General features: G+C 66.0%; 15 protein-coding genes and 1 pseudogene. 10 read left to right on the top strand and 6 right to left on the bottom strand.

Translation table 11 applies throughout. The features are described from left to right. The first annotated feature begins 315 nt into the window (after positions 1 to 315). The 10 genes and pseudogenes from mads1 (at position 316) to HNQ01_RS15495 (ending at position 10,794) form a co-directional block, all read left to right on the top strand. The gene (gene mads1 / locus HNQ01_RS15540) at positions 316 to 597 is read left to right on the top strand and encodes a methylation-associated defense system helix-turn-helix domain-containing protein MAD1 (RefSeq protein WP_173806318.1); all 282 of its coding nucleotides are present in this window, start codon (positions 316 to 318) and stop codon (positions 595 to 597) included. Positions 598 to 629: 32 nt separating this feature from the next. After that, positions 630 to 1,199 carry an Hsp20/alpha crystallin family protein gene (locus HNQ01_RS15535; protein WP_016446189.1) on the top strand — a complete coding sequence of 190 codons (570 nt, stop codon included), beginning with the start codon at positions 630 to 632 and terminating at the stop codon, positions 1,197 to 1,199. A 93-nt stretch (positions 1,200 to 1,292) separates the two neighbouring features. Next, entirely contained in the window at positions 1,293 to 4,142 is a 2,850-nt protein-coding gene (clpK, locus tag HNQ01_RS15530) for a heat shock survival AAA family ATPase ClpK (protein ID WP_173806317.1), read from the top strand. A gap of 17 nt (positions 4,143 to 4,159) precedes the next feature. Beyond that, positions 4,160 to 5,590, top strand: a complete 1,431-nt coding sequence (cls, locus tag HNQ01_RS15525) for a cardiolipin synthase (protein ID WP_173806316.1) — start codon at positions 4,160 to 4,162, stop codon at positions 5,588 to 5,590. Between the two features lie 27 nt (positions 5,591 to 5,617). Then, positions 5,618 to 7,498 carry an ATP-dependent zinc metalloprotease FtsH gene (ftsH, locus tag HNQ01_RS15520; RefSeq protein WP_173806315.1) on the top strand — a complete coding sequence of 627 codons (1,881 nt, stop codon included), beginning with the start codon at positions 5,618 to 5,620 and terminating at the stop codon, positions 7,496 to 7,498. Next, a complete protein-coding gene (trx-GI, locus tag HNQ01_RS15515) occupies positions 7,495 to 7,935 on the top strand; it encodes a heat resistance system thioredoxin Trx-GI (RefSeq protein ID WP_104301916.1) in 441 nt (146 codons plus the stop codon). The genes ftsH and trx-GI overlap by 4 nt, the downstream gene beginning before the upstream one ends. A gap of 3 nt (positions 7,936 to 7,938) precedes the next feature. Further along, positions 7,939 to 8,181 carry a potassium transporter KefB gene (locus HNQ01_RS15510; RefSeq protein ID WP_173806314.1) on the top strand — a complete coding sequence of 81 codons (243 nt, stop codon included), beginning with the start codon at positions 7,939 to 7,941 and terminating at the stop codon, positions 8,179 to 8,181. Beyond that, positions 8,178 to 8,675: a heat resistance protein PsiE-GI gene (psiE-GI, locus tag HNQ01_RS15505; protein ID WP_173806313.1), complete on the top strand. Its 498-nt coding sequence runs from the start codon at positions 8,178 to 8,180 to the stop codon at positions 8,673 to 8,675. Before HNQ01_RS15510 ends, psiE-GI begins: the two co-directional genes overlap by 4 nt. Next, positions 8,653 to 9,618 (top strand): annotated as a pseudogene (locus HNQ01_RS15500) (zinc metalloprotease HtpX). Before psiE-GI ends, HNQ01_RS15500 begins: the two are co-directional and overlap by 23 nt. A gap of 24 nt (positions 9,619 to 9,642) precedes the next feature. Continuing rightward, the gene (locus tag HNQ01_RS15495) at positions 9,643 to 10,794 is read left to right on the top strand and encodes a S1C family serine protease (RefSeq protein WP_173806312.1); all 1,152 of its coding nucleotides are present in this window, start codon (positions 9,643 to 9,645) and stop codon (positions 10,792 to 10,794) included. Positions 10,795 to 10,812: 18 nt separating this feature from the next. Here HNQ01_RS15495 and HNQ01_RS15490 read toward each other — a convergent pair whose 3' ends face one another. From HNQ01_RS15490 to traN, 6 genes are all read right to left on the bottom strand, one after another. Beyond that, a complete protein-coding gene (locus HNQ01_RS15490; RefSeq protein WP_240189582.1) occupies positions 10,813 to 11,217 on the bottom strand; it encodes a lysozyme in 405 nt (134 codons plus the stop codon). Between the two features lie 16 nt (positions 11,218 to 11,233). Then, a complete protein-coding gene (locus HNQ01_RS15485; RefSeq protein ID WP_240668587.1) occupies positions 11,234 to 11,614 on the bottom strand; it encodes a conjugal transfer protein TraG N-terminal domain-containing protein in 381 nt (126 codons plus the stop codon). Between the two features lie 76 nt (positions 11,615 to 11,690). After that, the gene (locus HNQ01_RS15480; RefSeq protein ID WP_173806311.1) at positions 11,691 to 13,145 is read right to left on the bottom strand and encodes a conjugal transfer protein TraH; all 1,455 of its coding nucleotides are present in this window, start codon (positions 13,143 to 13,145) and stop codon (positions 11,691 to 11,693) included. Between the two features lie 47 nt (positions 13,146 to 13,192). Continuing rightward, positions 13,193 to 14,104, bottom strand: a complete 912-nt coding sequence (gene traF / locus HNQ01_RS15475; protein ID WP_217427565.1) for a conjugal transfer protein TraF — start codon at positions 14,102 to 14,104, stop codon at positions 13,193 to 13,195. 10 nt (positions 14,105 to 14,114) lie between these two features. Continuing rightward, positions 14,115 to 14,504 carry a hypothetical protein gene (locus HNQ01_RS15470; protein ID WP_173806310.1) on the bottom strand — a complete coding sequence of 130 codons (390 nt, stop codon included), beginning with the start codon at positions 14,502 to 14,504 and terminating at the stop codon, positions 14,115 to 14,117. Beyond that, a complete protein-coding gene (gene traN / locus HNQ01_RS15465; RefSeq protein ID WP_173806309.1) occupies positions 14,501 to 16,972 on the bottom strand; it encodes a type-F conjugative transfer system mating-pair stabilization protein TraN in 2,472 nt (823 codons plus the stop codon). Before traN ends, HNQ01_RS15470 begins: the two co-directional genes overlap by 4 nt. Between the last annotated feature and the right edge of the window lie 95 nt (positions 16,973 to 17,067).

Here is a 17,067-nt window from a genome sequence, read left to right as displayed (position 1 = left end):
GGACCATCACACGCCTCTTGATGCCCTCAAGTCCTGGCGGGCCAAGTCACCCGACTTGTTCAAGAAGCGGCCAAAGAATCTCCCGGGTCTTGACACCTATGCGCCAGCACTTGTAGGCTCCCGATCAAACCTTTACCTATCGCCGGATCGGACTGCCCCAGCACACCCTCTCTGGAAATTTGAGTCACATCAATCGCCCAGCAGGTCGCTGGATGTTGACTCTTGACTTTCGGCATGTTAGGCGCAATATCTTGCAAAGTCTTGCAAGAATTTCCTCGAGCGAGGCCGCGTGACGACGGAACTTGTGGGGGTGGTATGACAGCGCGCCAGCAGGCGATCTTCACACTCGACGAGTTGGCTACCTACTTAAAGGTCGGCAAGCGGACGCTTTACCGGCTCGCCGCGCACGGGGAAATTCCGGCCTTCAAGGTCGGCGGGACGTGGCGGTTTCGTCAAAGTGAAATCGATCAATGGATCAATGATCAGATCCAAGCAGGCAGAAAGAAGGAGCTGATACGCACAGATGAGCAGCCGAAGTCAGCGAAACATCCCGTGTTGCCTGGGCGCGCTATCCATAGCCGCAGGCAAGCGGATTGAGTGAGTCTTCAATTGATTTCTGGAGGTATGACATGGACATTGATTTCAAGAAATTGGCTCCCTGGAACTGGTTCAAAAAGGAGCAGGAAGAACAACAGAGCACTGCCTCGCTGCCGGTGCAGCGCAATGACCTGCCGGTGGCGGGTGGGCCCGTCAGTCCCATCCTGCAATTGCATCGCGAGATCGACCGCCTGTTCGACGACGCGTTTCGAGGCTTCGGTTTCCCGACGCTGGCCATGCCACGCTGGCCGTCGGACTGGCCGGGCATGCTGAAGCCGGCGCTGGACATCCAGGAGACCGACAAGCAGTACAAGATCGCCCTGGAAGTACCCGGCATCGAGGAAAAAGACATCCAGATCACGCTCGACAACGACGTGCTGCTGGTGCGCGGTGAAAAGCGTCAGGAGCAGGAAACGAAAGACGGCGGTTTCCACCGGGTGGAGCGCTCCTACGGCAGCTTTCAGCGCGCTCTGAACCTGCCGGCCGATGCCAACCAGGACACGATCAAGGCCGCTTTCAAGAACGGCGTGCTCACGATCACGATGGAAAAGCGCGAGGCCAGTACGCCCAAGCAGGGGCGCTCGATCCCGATCAACGGCTGACGCGGGGCAGCGCGTTTTTCTCAAAAACCACAAAGAGATGAGGCACCGCGATCGGCGGTGCCTCGTCAGATCAATCTTTACAGGAGCATCAGCATGGCCAGAAAACAATGCCAAGTCTGCGGCCAGCCCGCCACGGTGCGGGTGGAAGCCAATCTCAATGGTCGCCACAGCACCATGCTGTTGTGTGACGATCACTATCGCCAACTGGTGCGCCAGCAAAAGCGCACCGTCTCACCGCTGGAAGCCTTGTTCGGCTCGCGCAGCGGGCTGTTCGAAGACTTCCTTGGCAGCGACTTCTTCCGCATCGGTGACGACGCACCGTCCATGGCGGCCGATACCGACGAGGTCGTCGATGCCTCGTTCGGCGAACCCGCCCCGGCCGGTACGGGCACCGCGCGCCGTCGCGGCAGTGGGCTCGCCAGCCGTATCAGCGAACAGTCCGAGGCCCTATTGCAGGAGGCCGCCCGACACGCTGCAGAGTTCGGGCGCGCCGAAGTCGATACCGAACACCTGCTGCTGGCGCTATCCGACAGCGACGTGGTCAAGACCATCCTGGGGCAGTTCAAGATCAAGGTCGATGACCTCAAGCGCCAGATCGAATCCGAAGCCAAGCGCGGCGATAAGCCGTTCGAGGGCGAGATCGGCGTGTCGCCCCGGGTCAAGGACGCGCTCAGCCGTGCTTTCGTGGCCTCCAACGAACTCGGCCACTCTTATGTCGGGCCGGAGCATTTCCTGATCGGGCTCGCCGAGGAAGGCGAAGGTTTGGCGGCCAACCTGCTGCGCCGTTACGGCCTCACGCCGCAAGCGCTGCGCCAGCAGGTAAGCAAGGTGGTCGGCAAAGGGGCCGAGGATGGCCGCGCCGAGACGCCGACCAACACGCCGGAACTCGACAAGTATTCGCGCGACCTCACCAAGATGGCGCGCGAGGGCAAGCTCGATCCGGTCATCGGCCGCGCGCAGGAGATCGAGACGACCATCGAAGTGCTGGCCCGGCGCAAGAAGAACAACCCGGTGCTGATCGGCGAGCCCGGCGTCGGCAAGACCGCCATCGTCGAAGGGTTGGCGCAGCGCATGGTGGCCGGCGAAGTGCCTGAGACGCTGCGCGACAAGCGCCTGGTGGAACTCAACATCAATGCCATGGTGGCTGGCGCCAAGTACCGGGGCGAGTTCGAGGAGCGCGTGCAGAAGGTGCTCAAGGAAGTGACCGAGCACCAGGGCGAGCTGATTCTCTTCATCGACGAGGTGCACACCATCGTCGGTGCAGGCCAGGGTGGCGGCGAAGGCGGGCTGGACGTGGCCAACGTGTTCAAGCCGATGATGGCGCGCGGCGAACTGAACCTGATCGGCGCCACCACGCTCAACGAGTACCAGAAGTACATCGAGAAGGACGCCGCGCTGGAGCGTCGCTTCCAGCCGGTGATGGTGCCCGAGCCGACGGTAGCGCAGACCATGATGATCCTGCGCGGCCTGCGCGACACCTTCGAGGCACACCACAAGGTCAGCATCACCGAGGATGCGATCATCGCCGCCGCCGAGTTGTCGGACCGCTACATCACCGCGCGCTTTTTGCCTGACAAGGCCATCGACCTGCTCGACCAGGCGGCCGCACGCGTGAAGCTGTCGGCCACGGCCCGCCCGGTGGCGGTGCAAGAGCTGGAGTCCGAACTGCACCAGCTGCGGCGTGAGCAGGACTATGTGGCCTCGCGCAAGCAGTACGACAAGGCCGCCGAGCTGGGCAAGCACATCGAGGCCAAAGAGGCCGAACTCAAGAAGCTTGTCGAGGAATGGGAACGCGAGCGCGCCTCGGGCAGCGCCGAAGTCAAGGCCGAGCATGTCGCGCAGATCGTCTCGCGCCTGACCGGCATTCCGGTCAACGAGCTGACGGTGGAAGAACGCGAGAAGCTGCTGCATCTGGAGCAGCGGCTGCACGAGCGCCTGGTGGGCCAGGACGAAGCGGTGCGCGCGGTGGCCGATGCCGTGCGGTTGTCGCGCGCGGGCCTGCGCGAAGGCGGCAAGCCGGTGGCGACTTTTCTGTTCCTCGGGCCGACCGGCGTGGGCAAGACCGAGCTCGCCAAGGCGCTGGCCGAGTCCATCTATGGCGATGAAGGTGCGCTGCTGCGCATCGACATGTCCGAGTACGGGGAACGCCATACCGTGGCACGCCTGGTGGGCGCGCCTCCGGGTTATGTGGGCTATGACGAGGGCGGCCAGCTCACCGAGAAGGTGCGTCGCAAACCCTACAGCGTGTTGTTGCTCGATGAGATCGAGAAGGCGCACCCCGACGTCTACAACATCCTGCTGCAGGTGTTCGACGACGGGCGGCTCACCGACGGCAAGGGCCGGGTGGTGGATTTCACCAATACCATCATCATCGCCACCTCGAACTTGGGCTCGGACATCATCCAGCGTCGGCTGAAGGCCCGTGGCGCCGCCGGCGAGGAATACGAGAAGACCAAGTCCGAGGTGATGGACGTGCTGCGCGGACACTTCCGCCCCGAGTTCCTCAACCGCATCGACGAGATCATCGTCTTCCATGCGCTGGGCAAGGAGGAGATCCGCCATATCGTCGGCCTGCAGCTCGATCGTGTGGCCCGCAACGCCGCCAGCCAGGGCGTGACGTTGACCTTCGACCAGACCTTGATCGATCACTTCGCGGAGGAAGGCTACAAGCCCGAGTTCGGCGCGCGCGAGCTCAAGCGGCTGATCCGCAGCGAGCTGGAGACGGCACTGGCGCGCGAGATGCTGGGTGGCGGTATCGGCAAGGCCGATCACGCCAGCGCCCGCTGGGACGACAAGGCCGAACGGGTGGTCTTCGAGCGCCAGGAGCCACCCGCGAAGCCGGCCGAGCCTGAGAAGCCCGATGCCGCGAACGTGGCCGAGACGCCGCCGAGCGACGCGAGCAAGCCTGCGCGCAAGAAGAAGTCAGCGGGCGGCGAATCTTGAGTCATGGGGAGGCTGTCGTGTCCGACCCCAACGGGCTGACATGGGCAGCCACCCTCGTGTCGCTGGCGGTCGCTATCCCCACAGCGGGGCACGCGGTCATCTACAAGCGTGACCCTCGATCGGCCACGCTGTGGGTGCTGCTGATCGCGCTGTTGCCGCTGGGCGGTTCGCTGCTGTATGGGCTGTTCGGCATCAACCGTTACCAGCGGCGGGCGCGGCGGCTGTTTCCGGGGGCAGATCCTGCTGTTCGGCAGGACCTCGCGCCTACGATGCCCCAGGCCGTATCGGCGCCGTTTGCCGGCCTGGCGCACCTGGTGGGACGTGCCACCGGCCAGTCGCTGACCAGCGGCAACCGCATCGAGCCGCTCGTCGATGGCGAGCAGGCGTACCCGGCCATGCTCGCTGCCATCGAGTCGGCGCGGCACAGCGTCGCGCTGGCTTCGTACATCTTCGACAGCCAAGGCATCGGGGCGCAGTTCGTCGATGCGCTGCGCCGGGCTCATGAGCGCGGCGTGCAAGTGCGGGTGCTGATCGACGACGTCTATGCCCGCTGGAGGCCCCGCAGCGCCTACCGCGCCTTGCAACGCGCCGGCGTTCCGGCGGCGACGTTCAACCCGACGTTGATTCCCGCGCGCCTGCATGCCGCGCATCTGCGCAATCACCGCAAGCTGCTGGTGATCGATGGCGAGACGGGTTTCACCGGCGGCATGAACATCTTCAGCCCGTATTGGCGGCCCGATGCGCCGGAGCAGGCCTGTCACGATTTGCACTTTCGTCTGCGCGGGCCGGTGGTTGCGCATCTGATGCGGTGCTTCACCGATGATTGGTGCGATACCCCGGGCGAGCGGCTCAGCAAGGGTTTCTGGGGCGAACCGCCCGCAACGGCTGATGAGCAAGGAACCTCTTGGGCGCGCGGCATCGAGGCCGGTCCCGATGAGGCCCTGGACAGGATGCGCTGGACCTTCATGGGCGCTTTGAGCGCGGCGAAGCACTCGGTGCGCATCTGGACACCTTACTTCGTGCCCGATCAGCCGATGATCGCGGCGCTGAGCACGGCCGCGTTGCGCGGCGTGCGCGTCGAGGTGCTGACGCCCGCAAACGGCGACCATCCCACGGTGCAATGGGCCGCGCGCGCCCACTACTGGCAGGTGCTGGAGCACGGTGTACGCATCTTCGAACGGCCTGGCCCGTTCGACCACAGCAAGCTGATGCTGATAGACGGCCAGTGGTGCTGCCTGGGTTCGGCCAATTGGGATGCGCGCAGCCTGCGCCTCAACTTCGAGTTCAATGTGGAGGTGTACGACACCGCGCTGTCTACGCGGCTGGAATCCCTTTTTGATGCCGCTCGTGATGCGTCGGGCGAGATATCGGCGAAGGCGTTGCGCGCCCGCCCGCTGGCCATCCGCTTGCGCGACGGGGTGGCCCGTCTGTTCACCCCCATTCTCTAGCGACACGACTTGCGAGGAACATTGCCCATGGAAAAGAAAGATCAATGGAACATTGGCTACTGGATCGTCGCCGGCCTGTTGCTGCTGACGCTGCAGAACTACTGGCAGGCGGCCAAGACCGTCGAGCCCGTGCCCTACAGCGAATTCGAGAAGGCGCTGGCCGAGGGGCGCGTCGCCGAAGTGCTGGTGTCGGACCGCACGGTCACCGGGCGCCTGAAGTCGCCGGACAGCCGGGGCAAGACCACCATCGTGGCCACCCGCGTCGAACCCGACCTGGCCGAGCAGCTGTCGAAATACGATGTGTCCTACGCGCGAGTGGTGGAAAGCACCTGGCTGCGGGATGTGCTCTCCTGGATTCTGCCGGCCGTGGCTTTCTTCGGCGTCTGGTTCTTCCTGTTCCGCCGCTTCGCCGAGAAGCAGGGCATCGGTGGTTTCATGAGCATCGGCAAGAGTCGCGCCAAGGTGTTCATGGAGAAGAACACGGGCGTCACCTTCGCCGATGTCGCGGGCGTCGATGAAGCCAAGGCCGAACTGGTCGAGATCGTCGACTTCCTGAAGCACCCGCAGGACTACGGTCGTCTCGGGGCGCGCATCCCGAAAGGTGTGCTGCTGGTGGGGCCGCCCGGCACCGGCAAGACACTGCTCGCCAAAGCCGTCGCGGGCGAAGCTGGGGTGCCATTCTTTTCCATCTCCGGCTCGGAGTTCGTCGAGATGTTCGTCGGCGTGGGGGCGGCGCGCGTGCGCGACCTGTTCGAGCAGGCCCGCGCGCAGGCGCCGGCCATCATCTTCATCGACGAACTCGACGCGCTGGGCCGTGCGCGCGGCGTAGGAGGCCCCATCGGCGGCCACGACGAGCGCGAGCAAACTCTCAACCAGCTCCTGACCGAGATGGATGGTTTCGACAGTTCAGTGGGGCTCATCATTCTCGCCGCCACCAACCGGCCTGAAATTCTCGATCAGGCGCTTTTGCGCGCCGGTCGCTTCGACCGCCAGGTGCTGGTGGACCGTCCCGATAAGAAAGGCCGTCTCGATATCCTGAAGGTGCACGTCAAGAAGGTTACCCTGGCCAGTGATGTCGATCTCGAACAAGTCGCGGCGTTGACGACCGGCTTTTCGGGTGCAGACCTCGCGAACCTGGTCAACGAGGCCGCGCTGGCCGCGACCCGGCGCAAAGCGTCCGCCGTGGAGTTGCAGGATTTCACCGCCGCCATCGAGCGCATCGTGGCGGGCCTGGAGAAGAAGAACCGAGTGCTCAATCCCAAGGAGCGGGAAACCGTGGCCTATCACGAGATGGGCCATGCGCTGGTGGCGCTGGCGCTGCCCGGCACCGACCCCGTGCACAAGATCTCGATCATCCCGCGCGGCATCGGCGCGCTGGGCTACACGCTGCAACGCCCCACCGAAGACCGCTTCCTGATGACGCGCGCCGATCTGGAACACAAGATCGCCGTGCTGCTGGGCGGTCGTGCGGCCGAGAAGCTCGTGTTCGGCGAGCTGTCCACCGGGGCTGCCGATGACCTCACACGGGCCACCGACATTGCCCGCGACATGATCACCCGCTTTGGCATGGACGAAGGACTGGGCTACATCGCCTTCGAGGCGCAGCGGCCACGCTTTCTCGATACACCGGAACTGGCCCACGGCGGCTGCCGGGTGGCCGAATCGACCCAGGCGCGCATCGATCAGGCCATCCGCGACATCGTGATGGGCGTGTTCGAGCGCGCCTACCGGATCCTCGACACCAACCGCGCGGTGCTGGAGCGCTGCGCGCGCGAACTGCTGGCGCGGGAAACCCTGGACGAAAACGACATCCGTCAGCTGACCCAGGGGCTGAAGTCCGAATCCCGCGAGTCGGCGCCCCCCCAGTCCGAAACCTCACTCTCTACATCCCAAGGGGCCACACCATGAGCGAACACCTTCACATCGTCTGCCCGCATTGCCAGTCCATCAACCGTGTGCCGGCCGCCAAGCTCGCGGATCAACCTAACTGTGGCCGCTGCCAGCAGCCCTTGTTCACGGGCGAGCCCATCGAGTTGACCACGGCGACATTCGGGCGCCACGTGGAGCGCAGCGATCTTCCTTTGCTTGTCGATTTCTGGGCGCCGTGGTGCGGGCCTTGCAAGATGATGGCACCGCAGTTTCAGCAAGCGGCGCGCCAGCTCGAACCCAGTATCAGGCTGGCGAAGGTGAACACCGAGGCTGAGCCCCACCTGGCCGCGCAGTTCGGTATCCGCAGCATTCCGACGCTGGCCCTGTTCCAAGGTGGGCGGGAGATTGGGCGTCAGGCGGGCGCCATGGGCGCGCAGGACATCGTGCGCTGGGCGACGGCGCAGGTTGGGCGCTGATCGATGCTGGGCCTGCTGAGCGTCACGCTGATATTGCTAGCGGGGTGCAGTGTGGCGGCCGTGATGCCGGCTGCGTTCGGAGTGCCCAACTTGCTGGGTTATCAGCAGTCCTTTGCCGCAGCCCTTGGGCTGACGGACCAGGCAATGTCGGCGCTGGACATGCCGGCCGAGATAGTCGAACGAAGCATCAGTGCAATGCGCCATCGTCCCGACAGCGGCAATTTCGCAGGGAGTCCATCTTCATGAAATCAACACGCCTTAACCCATTTCAGGTCTTGCGTGACCAGTGGGCCATCATGAGTTTTTACGAGCGCTTCGAGCAGGTCGTCGCGCTCGTGCTGTCGGCGGTGATTGCCGTCATCATCGTGGTGTCGCTGTTCCAGCTCATCTCCATCGTCTTCACGCTGCTGCTTCTCGATGCCTTCAATCCCCTGGATCACAAGGTATTCCAGAGTGTGTTCGGCATGATCATGACGCTCTTGATCGCGATGGAGTTCAAGCATTCCATCGTGCGCGTGGCGCTGCGTCGGGACAGCATCATCCAGGTCAAGACCGTGATCCTCATCGGCCTGATCGCGCTGGCGCGCAAGTTCGTGGTCCTCGACCCCGAGGCGAGCCCTGGGAAGATCGCCGCGCTTGCAGGCGCCACGCTGGCGCTTGGTGCCACTTACTGGCTGCTGCGCGAGCGCGACGACCGCGCTGCCGAGACATCTGAGCATGCCCCGTCATCATCCCAGTGACCCGCGCGCGGCGTTGTTGCAACACCGCTGGCTCAACCGCCTGCAGACCGGGCTGTTGGTCCTGACCCTGGTCGGGATCGCAGCCGCCGCAGGAAGCCTGCTGTTCGGGGAACGCGACCTGTGGCTCGCGCTGTTTGCCGTTGCAGGCACGCTGCTGCTGGAACCGGCAGCCGCATCCGCCTTGACCTTGCGCCTATACCGCGCCCGGGCGCTGCACCCGCACGAAGCCCCGGAAATTTGGGCCCTGTTGCACGAGCTGCCCGCCCGTGCCGGTTTGCCCGCCACGCCGGTGCCGCACTATGTGCCCAGTGCCGTCGTCAACGCCTTCGCCACCGGATCGAAGCAGGAGGCATCGATCGCCCTCACCGATGGCCTGCTGCGCAACCTGAGTTCGCGCGAACTGGCGGGTGTGCTCGCGCACGAGGTCGCGCACATCGCCAATGAGGATCTGCGTGTCATGGGGCCGGCGGATTCCGTCAGTCGCCTCACGAGCCTGCTGGCGATGGTCGGATAGATCACTATTGTGTTCAGCTTGCCCGCACTGCTGGCCGGCGCGGTGGCGGTCAATTGGCCTGGACTGCTTCTGCTGGCCGCCTCGCCCCAACTGGCCCTGCTCGCACAGCTCGGCTTGTCTCGCGTGCGTGAGTTCGACGCTGACCGCCTCGCTGCGGAACTGACTGGCGACCCGCAGGGGCTTGCGTCCGCGCTGGCGAAAATCGAGCGGGTCAGCCGCTCCTGGCGCGCCTGGTTGTGGCCGGGATGGGGCAATCCCGAGCCTTCCTGGTTGCGCACCCATCCGGCAACGCAAGATCGTATCTCACGCCTACTGACGTTGGCGCCTGGGCCAGCATCAGCGTTGCCACTCCACGCGCCCCATTTCTTGCCGGAATCCGCGTTGACGCCGCGCCCGCCGCGCTGGCGTCCGAGCGGGCTGTGGCGCTGATTGCCTTTCAACAGGAGACTTCTCATGGCCTACCCTAACCCGTATCCACGCCCCGCACCGGATCCCTTCATCCGGCGCTGGCTCTTCATCACCGCCTGTATTGCCGCGCTCATGCTGCTGTGGCAGTTCCTGCCCGCCATCGAGGCCTGGTTCAGTCCGCGCGAGGCGGCAGAACGCACTGTGACGGCGCGTGGCGATCTGGCGGCGGACGAGAAAGCCACCATCGAACTGTTCGAGAAATCGCGCGCCTCGGTGGTCTACATCACTACCGCACAATTGGTACGCGATGTCTGGACGCGCAACGTCTTCTCCGTGCCGCGCGGCACTGGCTCGGGCTTCATCTGGGACGACGCCGGCCACGTCGTCACCAACTTCCACGTCATCCAGGGCGCGTCCGAAGCCACCGTCAAACTCGCCGATGGCCGCGACTACCAGGCCGCGCTGGTGGGGGCCAGCCCAGCACACGACATCGCCGTACTCAAGATCGGCGTCGGCTTCAAACGCCCGCCTGCCGTGCCGGTCGGCACCAGCGCCGACCTCAAGGTGGGACAGAAGGTGTTTGCTATCGGCAACCCCTTTGGCCTGGACTGGACGCTCACCACCGGCATCGTCTCCGCGCTCGACCGCTCGTTACCGGGAGAAGCGGGCGGCCCGGCCATTGATCACCTGGTTCAGACCGACGCCGCCATTAACCCCGGCAACTCGGGCGGCCCCCTGCTCGATTCGGCCGGTCGGCTTATCGGCATCAACACGGCGATCTACAGCCCCTCCGGCGCCTCGGCCGGGATCGGTTTTGCCGTGCCGGTGGACACCGTCATGCGGGTAGTGCCGCAACTCATCAAGACCGGCAAATACATCCGCCCGGCGCTTGGCATCGAGGTGGACGAACAGCTCAATCAGCGCCTGCTTGCGCTGACGGGAAGCAAGGGCGTGTTCGTGCTGCGTGTCACCCCCGGCTCGGCAGCGCACAAAGCCGGGCTCGCTGGGGTCGAGATTACCCCACAAGGCATCGTGCCCGGCGACCGCATCGTTCGCATCGACGGCACGGCGATCGACGATGTGGCCAAGCTGCTCGCCCGGCTCGACGACAGGAAGGTCGGCGATGTCGTAGTCTTGTCCGTGGAGCGGGCCGGCAAATCGCGAGAGGTGCAGGTGGAGTTGCAGCCCGGGATTTGATTCAGTTGAATCTCTGGTTCATGCGGCGTTGAGCAGCCAAGCGGCTTCAGCCTCACGCCGTGTGACCAGTCCCGGCAGTACTTTTCCACCGCTATAGACCCATCGCCGCAGTTCCTGCCCAGCAGAAGACCAGTCCCGCTGGTTAATGCGCCGTCGCAGCGTCGACGTCTGCAACCGCCCCGCGCCAAGGTTGAACGTGAAGTCAACGATGGCCGCGAGCCGCGCCTCCGGCTCAGTGGCCAGTACCGGGCAGTAGCGCAGCGTCGCCGTCAGTGCCGTCTGCAGATCGCGCGCCAGATAGACCTCGGCTTCTGCCTCCGTGATCGGCGGATGCTTGGGGTCGCAGAGATGGCCGTACCCAATCGTCCAGAACCCTGCCGGGCAGATGTAGGGGACGGCAGTGATCTCGATTCCGCGTTTCACCTTACGCTCGAATCCCTCAAAGCGCTTGGCCAGCTCGATAGCTCTCGAACAGGCCCGTGAGCGTGTGCCCGACCGTGCTGGTGACGCTGCCGAGGAAGGCCACGCCGAACGGGACGTTGGCCACCACCTTCACGGCGGATCCGCCCGTCTTGTCGACGACGCCCACGGTCACCCGCGGCACGATGAGGACGGAGAACACCAGCAGCACGGTGGCCAGCCACTTCCAGCCCTGCAGCTTCTCGGGCGCGAAGGCGTAGGCCACCAGCGCCGCGATGAACCCGCAGAAGGCCACGGCGGCGACCGCCGCCATGTAGTCGCCAGAGCCGTGGATGGCTGCCGCAGCGTTGAAGATGCCGAACAGGCTGTCGGCGTTCTGGTAGGCGTAGATCTCCCACATGCGTCGCTCCTGGGGATTGGCCCGCCTCCGGGTTGCTGGCGTGGTGCCCGCGGAATCGGTCCTGCCGACCGATGTGTCAGCGAGCCTGGAAGGCCGCCTGCTGCCCCAGCATGTCCATCACGTGCTGGGGCATGCTCGACCGCAGCTGCCGCTCGAGCTGCTCCAGGTGGCTGGACACGGCCCGGAACGAGCCGACCTTCTGGTACAGCAGGTTCTTCTCCTGCGACAACTGCAGCAGCATGGCCTGGGCCCGCTGCCTCACCAGGTTGGCGCGATCCCGCTGGGTCTGCTGCAGCGTGTAGTCCTTGTCGAGGGCTGCCATGCCCACGCGCAGGTTGCGCTCCAGGAAGACGTAGGCGTAGTCGGCCGCGATCACGTCGCGGTACTGCGCGATCAGGCTGTCGGACAGCCCCGAGCCGGGAATCGTCGCGCCGATCGAGAGCATCTTGTAGACCGGCTCGGTGGTCTGGTTGACGAAGCCGACCTCGGCCGAGTTGTTAGGGATCGCCGTGCGCGTGGCGATCTTGTCTGCGATCGAGCGCATCATGGTCTCGACACGGGCGGTGAAGGGCGTGTGGGTGTAGCTGGTGTTCAGCGTCACCACGTCGCAGTCGGTGTAGTTGTTGCACCGGAGCAGGTGCTGCGTGACGTTGGTGCCGGTGCCCGCCGCCTGGCCGTACAGCAGCTGGCTGATCGAGGTGATCGTCGGCGCCACAGGTTCGGGATCGCGCGCCGCATCCTCGGGATAGAAGATCACCGTGCCGACGATGCTCATGATGAGCTCACGCTCCTGGTCGTCGAGGTAGGTGCCGGTGCGCTGCAGCGCCTTCCAGGTCAGGTTGCCGACGAACGGTGCCTTGTTGCGGATGTTGGCGTCGCCCGAGGATCGGGCCGAGGCCAGGATGCCGGGGCGGTCGGTTGCGCAGCGGCGGCGCGCGGCATCCCGATCGGTCTCCAGGCCCATCTCGATGGCCAGATCGGAGCAGGCCTCCTGCGAGCTGAAGCCCGCCGCCTCGGCGGCCGTGCTGACGATGGCCTTTGCGGTCTCGCAGGAGTTGATGCGCGCGTTGTTGATCCAGGTCTCCAGGCCCTTGGCCCACTTGGTCAGCCCGCCCAGCAGCGGCGAGACCGACTCCAGCGCCAGCTGGAAGGCGATGCCCGGCAGCGCGGCCGTGATGTTGCGCAGCATGTTCTTGAACTCGGCCGCCGAGATGTGCGAGAAGGAGCCGCCGAACACGTCGATGCCGCCGCAGCCGGCGCGGGCGCTCGGAAACTGGATCGCCGCGAGCTGGTAGACCTTGTTCGGCGCCCGCATGAACAGGCTGCCCCCGGTGTAGGTGTTGAAGGTCTGCCCCCGGAACGCTCCCGGTGCGGTGTAGTTGCCGATGGCGCCCAGGCTGTTGAACATGTTGTTCACCTCGGCGTTCAGGTCACCGGCCCGCAGTGGCGCGGGGCCCACGGCGAGCGCGGCGCAACACAGGGCGACCACCACAGCGCGGTGCGGGGACCGGTTGGCGCAGGTACGCTTCATCGGAGGCTCCTTTAGATTTCTGTCTGCGCAGGTGCGGGCTCGCGGCCTCAGCGCGGATGCGTCAAGCGGGCCTGGGCCTGCAGGCCGCCAGTCGCGCCCAGGAAAGGTGTTGCGGCGCTGTCAGGTGAGGCCGCGACCATCGAGATGCGCTCCACCAGTTGCGCCTCGGACAACACGCCGAAGCCGATCGGGGTGATCTTTCCGGTGAAGGGTTGGGCGAGGTAGATGGCGGGAACCTGGCTCACCCGCAGCGTGGTAGCGATGCCGTTGTCCCGCCGGGCGTCTGCGAAGCCGGGGATCGGGCCACCGTCGACGCTGATCGCGACCACCTTGATGCCGTGCCGGGCCTGGAAGGCCTCGAGCGTCGGCGCGAAGGCATGGCAGTAGGGGCAGTCGCTGCGGAAGAAGAAGAACAGCACGTGGTCGCGTCCCAGGGCGCTGATGGACTGGCTGCGCTGGGCCGTCTGAAGCTGGTCGAACACCTCCAGCGCCTTCGCGTTCACCGGGCGTCCCTGGAGCGTGGGGTCGAGCTCGGGGCTGGCCCAAGCGATGCGCTGCGCCACGTCAGCGAAGGTGGATGCGCGCGACACCACCTGGGCCTCAAGCTCCATGTAGCGGCGTACGTTGGCTTCGGTCGGCCGCATGATGGCGATGTGCCGGCGCTCCTCGAGGGCCTTCTGCAGGCGCTCGAACTCGACGATCTCGGGGGGCTTGGGGGGCGAACGCCGGGGTCCAGTGGCGGCGCTCGATGCCGTTGCGGCCTGCCGCGGTGCGGAAGCCGGTGGGTCGGGCGGAGGGATCTCCGGCTCCTCGTAGAAGTGCCAGCCGCGCCAGTTGTCGGACCAGTACGGCCGTCCGGGGTCCTGCGGCTGCGCAAGGACGATCGTCCCGCTGCCGACCATGACAACGAGGCAGACTGCGAGCCGAGCTTGGCGCGGGGCAGGGCGGCGCAGCATCATGGGAGCTACCTCACGACAGCGACCGCGGCGGCTGGCCGTCGCGGCAGTAGTTGATGCCGAAGTCGATGGTCTGCCGCCGCGGTGCCTGCACGCCGCCAGCGCCGTAGTTCGGCAGCTGCACGCCGTCTTGCCAGAAACGCACGTTCAGGCGACTGCAGCCGGGCTGGGCGTAGCGCTTCTCGGTGCTCACGTCGATGTAGATCGGCGTCGTGGCGTTGAAGCGTTTCGAGATCGCGTCGGCGACCTCGCCGACCAGGACCCCGTGGGCCTTGCCGTCGGGTGCGTCCAGGGCCGACAGCATCAGCTGCTTGGCATCGCGGACCGGCAGTCGTTCCTGAGCCATGGCAGCGCTGACGAACAAGGCGCATGCGGCGCCGACCAGAACGGTGATGGCCCTCATTGGCACTTCCCCTGGCCGTAGTAGCAGGTGGGTACGCGGCTGGCGCTGCCGGCCTGCAGCGCGTTGACGTTCGGCAGGGTCGGTACCAGCGACGCGTAGAACTCCGACAGGTCCATCGCCGCGAAGTTGAGCGTCTGAAGCTGCGCGACGGTGAAGCCGGAGCAGTCGGCGTTCTGCGCGCCGCCCCAGCCCTTGCCGATCTGCGCGCGGCCCTGTTCATTGACGATGCGCGCCAGCATCGAGTTGAAGCAGCACTTCGAGGTGGTGTGCTCGACACACGACACACACACGCCCAGGACCCGGAAGCAGGATGAGCACCAGGTGCCGATCGTGTGGCACAGCCTGGCGCCTTCCTTCATCGCCAGCTTCCCCTCGTCCTCGTTGCAGGACATCATCGAGAGGACGATGTAGATGATTACCGCGATGGCCAGCGTCCACGGGTCGAAGGCCACGACCAGGCTGTCGCCGGCATACACGGCCACCGATCCGGCGGGCAGGGCGGCGCCGTTGACCGCCACCGTCACGCCATAGGTCGTGAACGTGCCGCTGAAGCCGCCACCCATCAGCAGCGCCGAGATGCCCTGGTAGATGAACTGCTGATTCTGCGAATTCATCAGCACGTCGAAGACAAGACGCGAGCCACCACCGAAGATGCTCTGGTTCGTCATGCCGGCGCCGGCGCCGTCGGCGTAGCAGCAGTTCTTCAGCAGGCGGTCGCGGCAGCGGTTCTCCTCGCCCTTGAAGACCTGCATGCGGTCGGCGTCCAGGTAGATGCCCGCCTCGCGCCCGGCCTCGAGCATCGACATGCTGCGAGCAAAGTCGGGGTCGTTCGGCGCGCCGATGTCGAAGCAGTTGCCGCTCAGGCAGAAGACGTTCGTCGGGCAGTTGCTGGTGGTGGTGACGGTCTCGGCCGGCACCGGGCAGCTGTAGCCGTCCTCGAACACCTCGCACACGCCGGTGACGGCGTTGGTCTGCCGACAGGTCGACGACTGCGGCGTGCAGCCTGCTGCCACCAGCGGTGCGCACTGGTCGGCTGACGCGCCGCCGCTGCACGACATGGTGCTCCGGTACTCCCAGCAGTCGCGGGTGACGGCCACGCCGTCGACGACCTTGGTCGCCGGGCCATCGGTGCAGACGGCGGGCGTGGTCGTGGTGCAGCGACCACCGGCGTCCAGGGTCGGGCAGTGGTCGTCCCAGCGGTCGGTCTCGGTGACGGTGGTGGCTGGCCGCGTGTAGGACAGCCGCATCGTCGGAATCGGGCCAAAGGCGGGGTTGGGCGCCCAGCCGATCACGGCCCGGTCCGCGTCGATGTTCCAGTAGGTACCGGCCACGGTGCCCGTAACGTCGATGCCGGCGTAGGGCGTCCAGCCGGGCGCGGGCGCGTAGCACTTGGTCCCGTCCAGAGCGGTGGTGGTGCAGCCGCTGTCGCCCTGGCAGACGGTGTCCTGGATGTTGTCGCCGCTCTGCGTGCCGGCGCGGCAGGCGGCGTAGGCCTTGAGGAAAGGCTCGACGCTGGTGCAGCTGTAGCCCGAGTCGCCGCCACCGGTACAGACTTCGGCGCGCTCCGGGGCCACCATCGCCGTCAGGCTGCAGGTCGATCCGCTGCAGCTCTTGTCAGCCACCCAGACGGCTGTGCGGATGGGCTGGCCGTCGATCATCGAGTAGGTGGTGTCAAGGACCGACACGATCTGCGGGAAGACGACCGGCGTCGTCATGTCTACGTCAAAGAAGCTGAGCGGATTGCCGTCCTGGGTGACGCGGAAGTGCTGCGCGGTGACGGCGCGGTCAGGCAGGCATTGCACATCCAGACCCGTGCGGCCGGAGGCGGTGTGGGCGAACCAGTCGCCCGGGTTGCAGCTGGTGGTCCGCGTCGTGCTGACGGTCAGGCTTCGGCTGCAGCTGTAGTTGCCGACGCCGAAGTAGCGCAGGCAACTGCGTGGCTGCATGCCGGCGGGCACCGGCGTGACCGTGGTGGTGCAACCGCTGTAGTAGGCGGCCAGGCTGCCCAGCTCGGCCGACGGCGTCCGGCCGATTGCACGCGCAGCAGCCACGGCAGGGTCATCGGCGCCGATCGTCGGGCGCGGCGTGTTTGCCGACGAGAAGGCGCCACGCTGCGCCTGGCAGAGAGGGTCGGTGGGGGTCAGTGCACAGGCAGACAGCCTCGCGCTGCCCTGCGACGACAGGTTGGGCTGGCGGTAGTAGCTGCGCTCCGGTGGCGTGGTCGTGTAGCCCGGGACCACGGCGGTGGCGCCCGGTGTGGTGATGTTGCCGCGTGCCACCGGGTTCGCGGCCTCGCCGGCGGCGACACCTTCCGCGTGCGGGTCGGCGACGGCTGCCGTCTGCGTTGTCAGGAAGCAGGCGGTGGTGATGCAGGCGACGAGGCGGCGCCACGGCGAGGCGTGGCTCGCCGTGGAAGGCGGCGAGGCAGTGAGGTGGCTATCGGGGCCTGGCGGGGTCGGTGGAAGCACGCCCCATGGTCAGGGGCGGTCCGGTCGGTGTCGCGGTGAAACGGCGGCTGAGAGAGAGGGGTTTCGAGGCTGGACACGCGGTTGGCCGGAGAGCT

This window comes from Sphaerotilus uruguayifluvii, assembly GCF_013294065.1.
Lineage (GTDB): Bacteria > Pseudomonadota > Gammaproteobacteria > Burkholderiales > Burkholderiaceae_C > Sphaerotilus > Sphaerotilus uruguayifluvii.
This window is presented reverse-complemented; position numbering and strand designations above follow the sequence as displayed.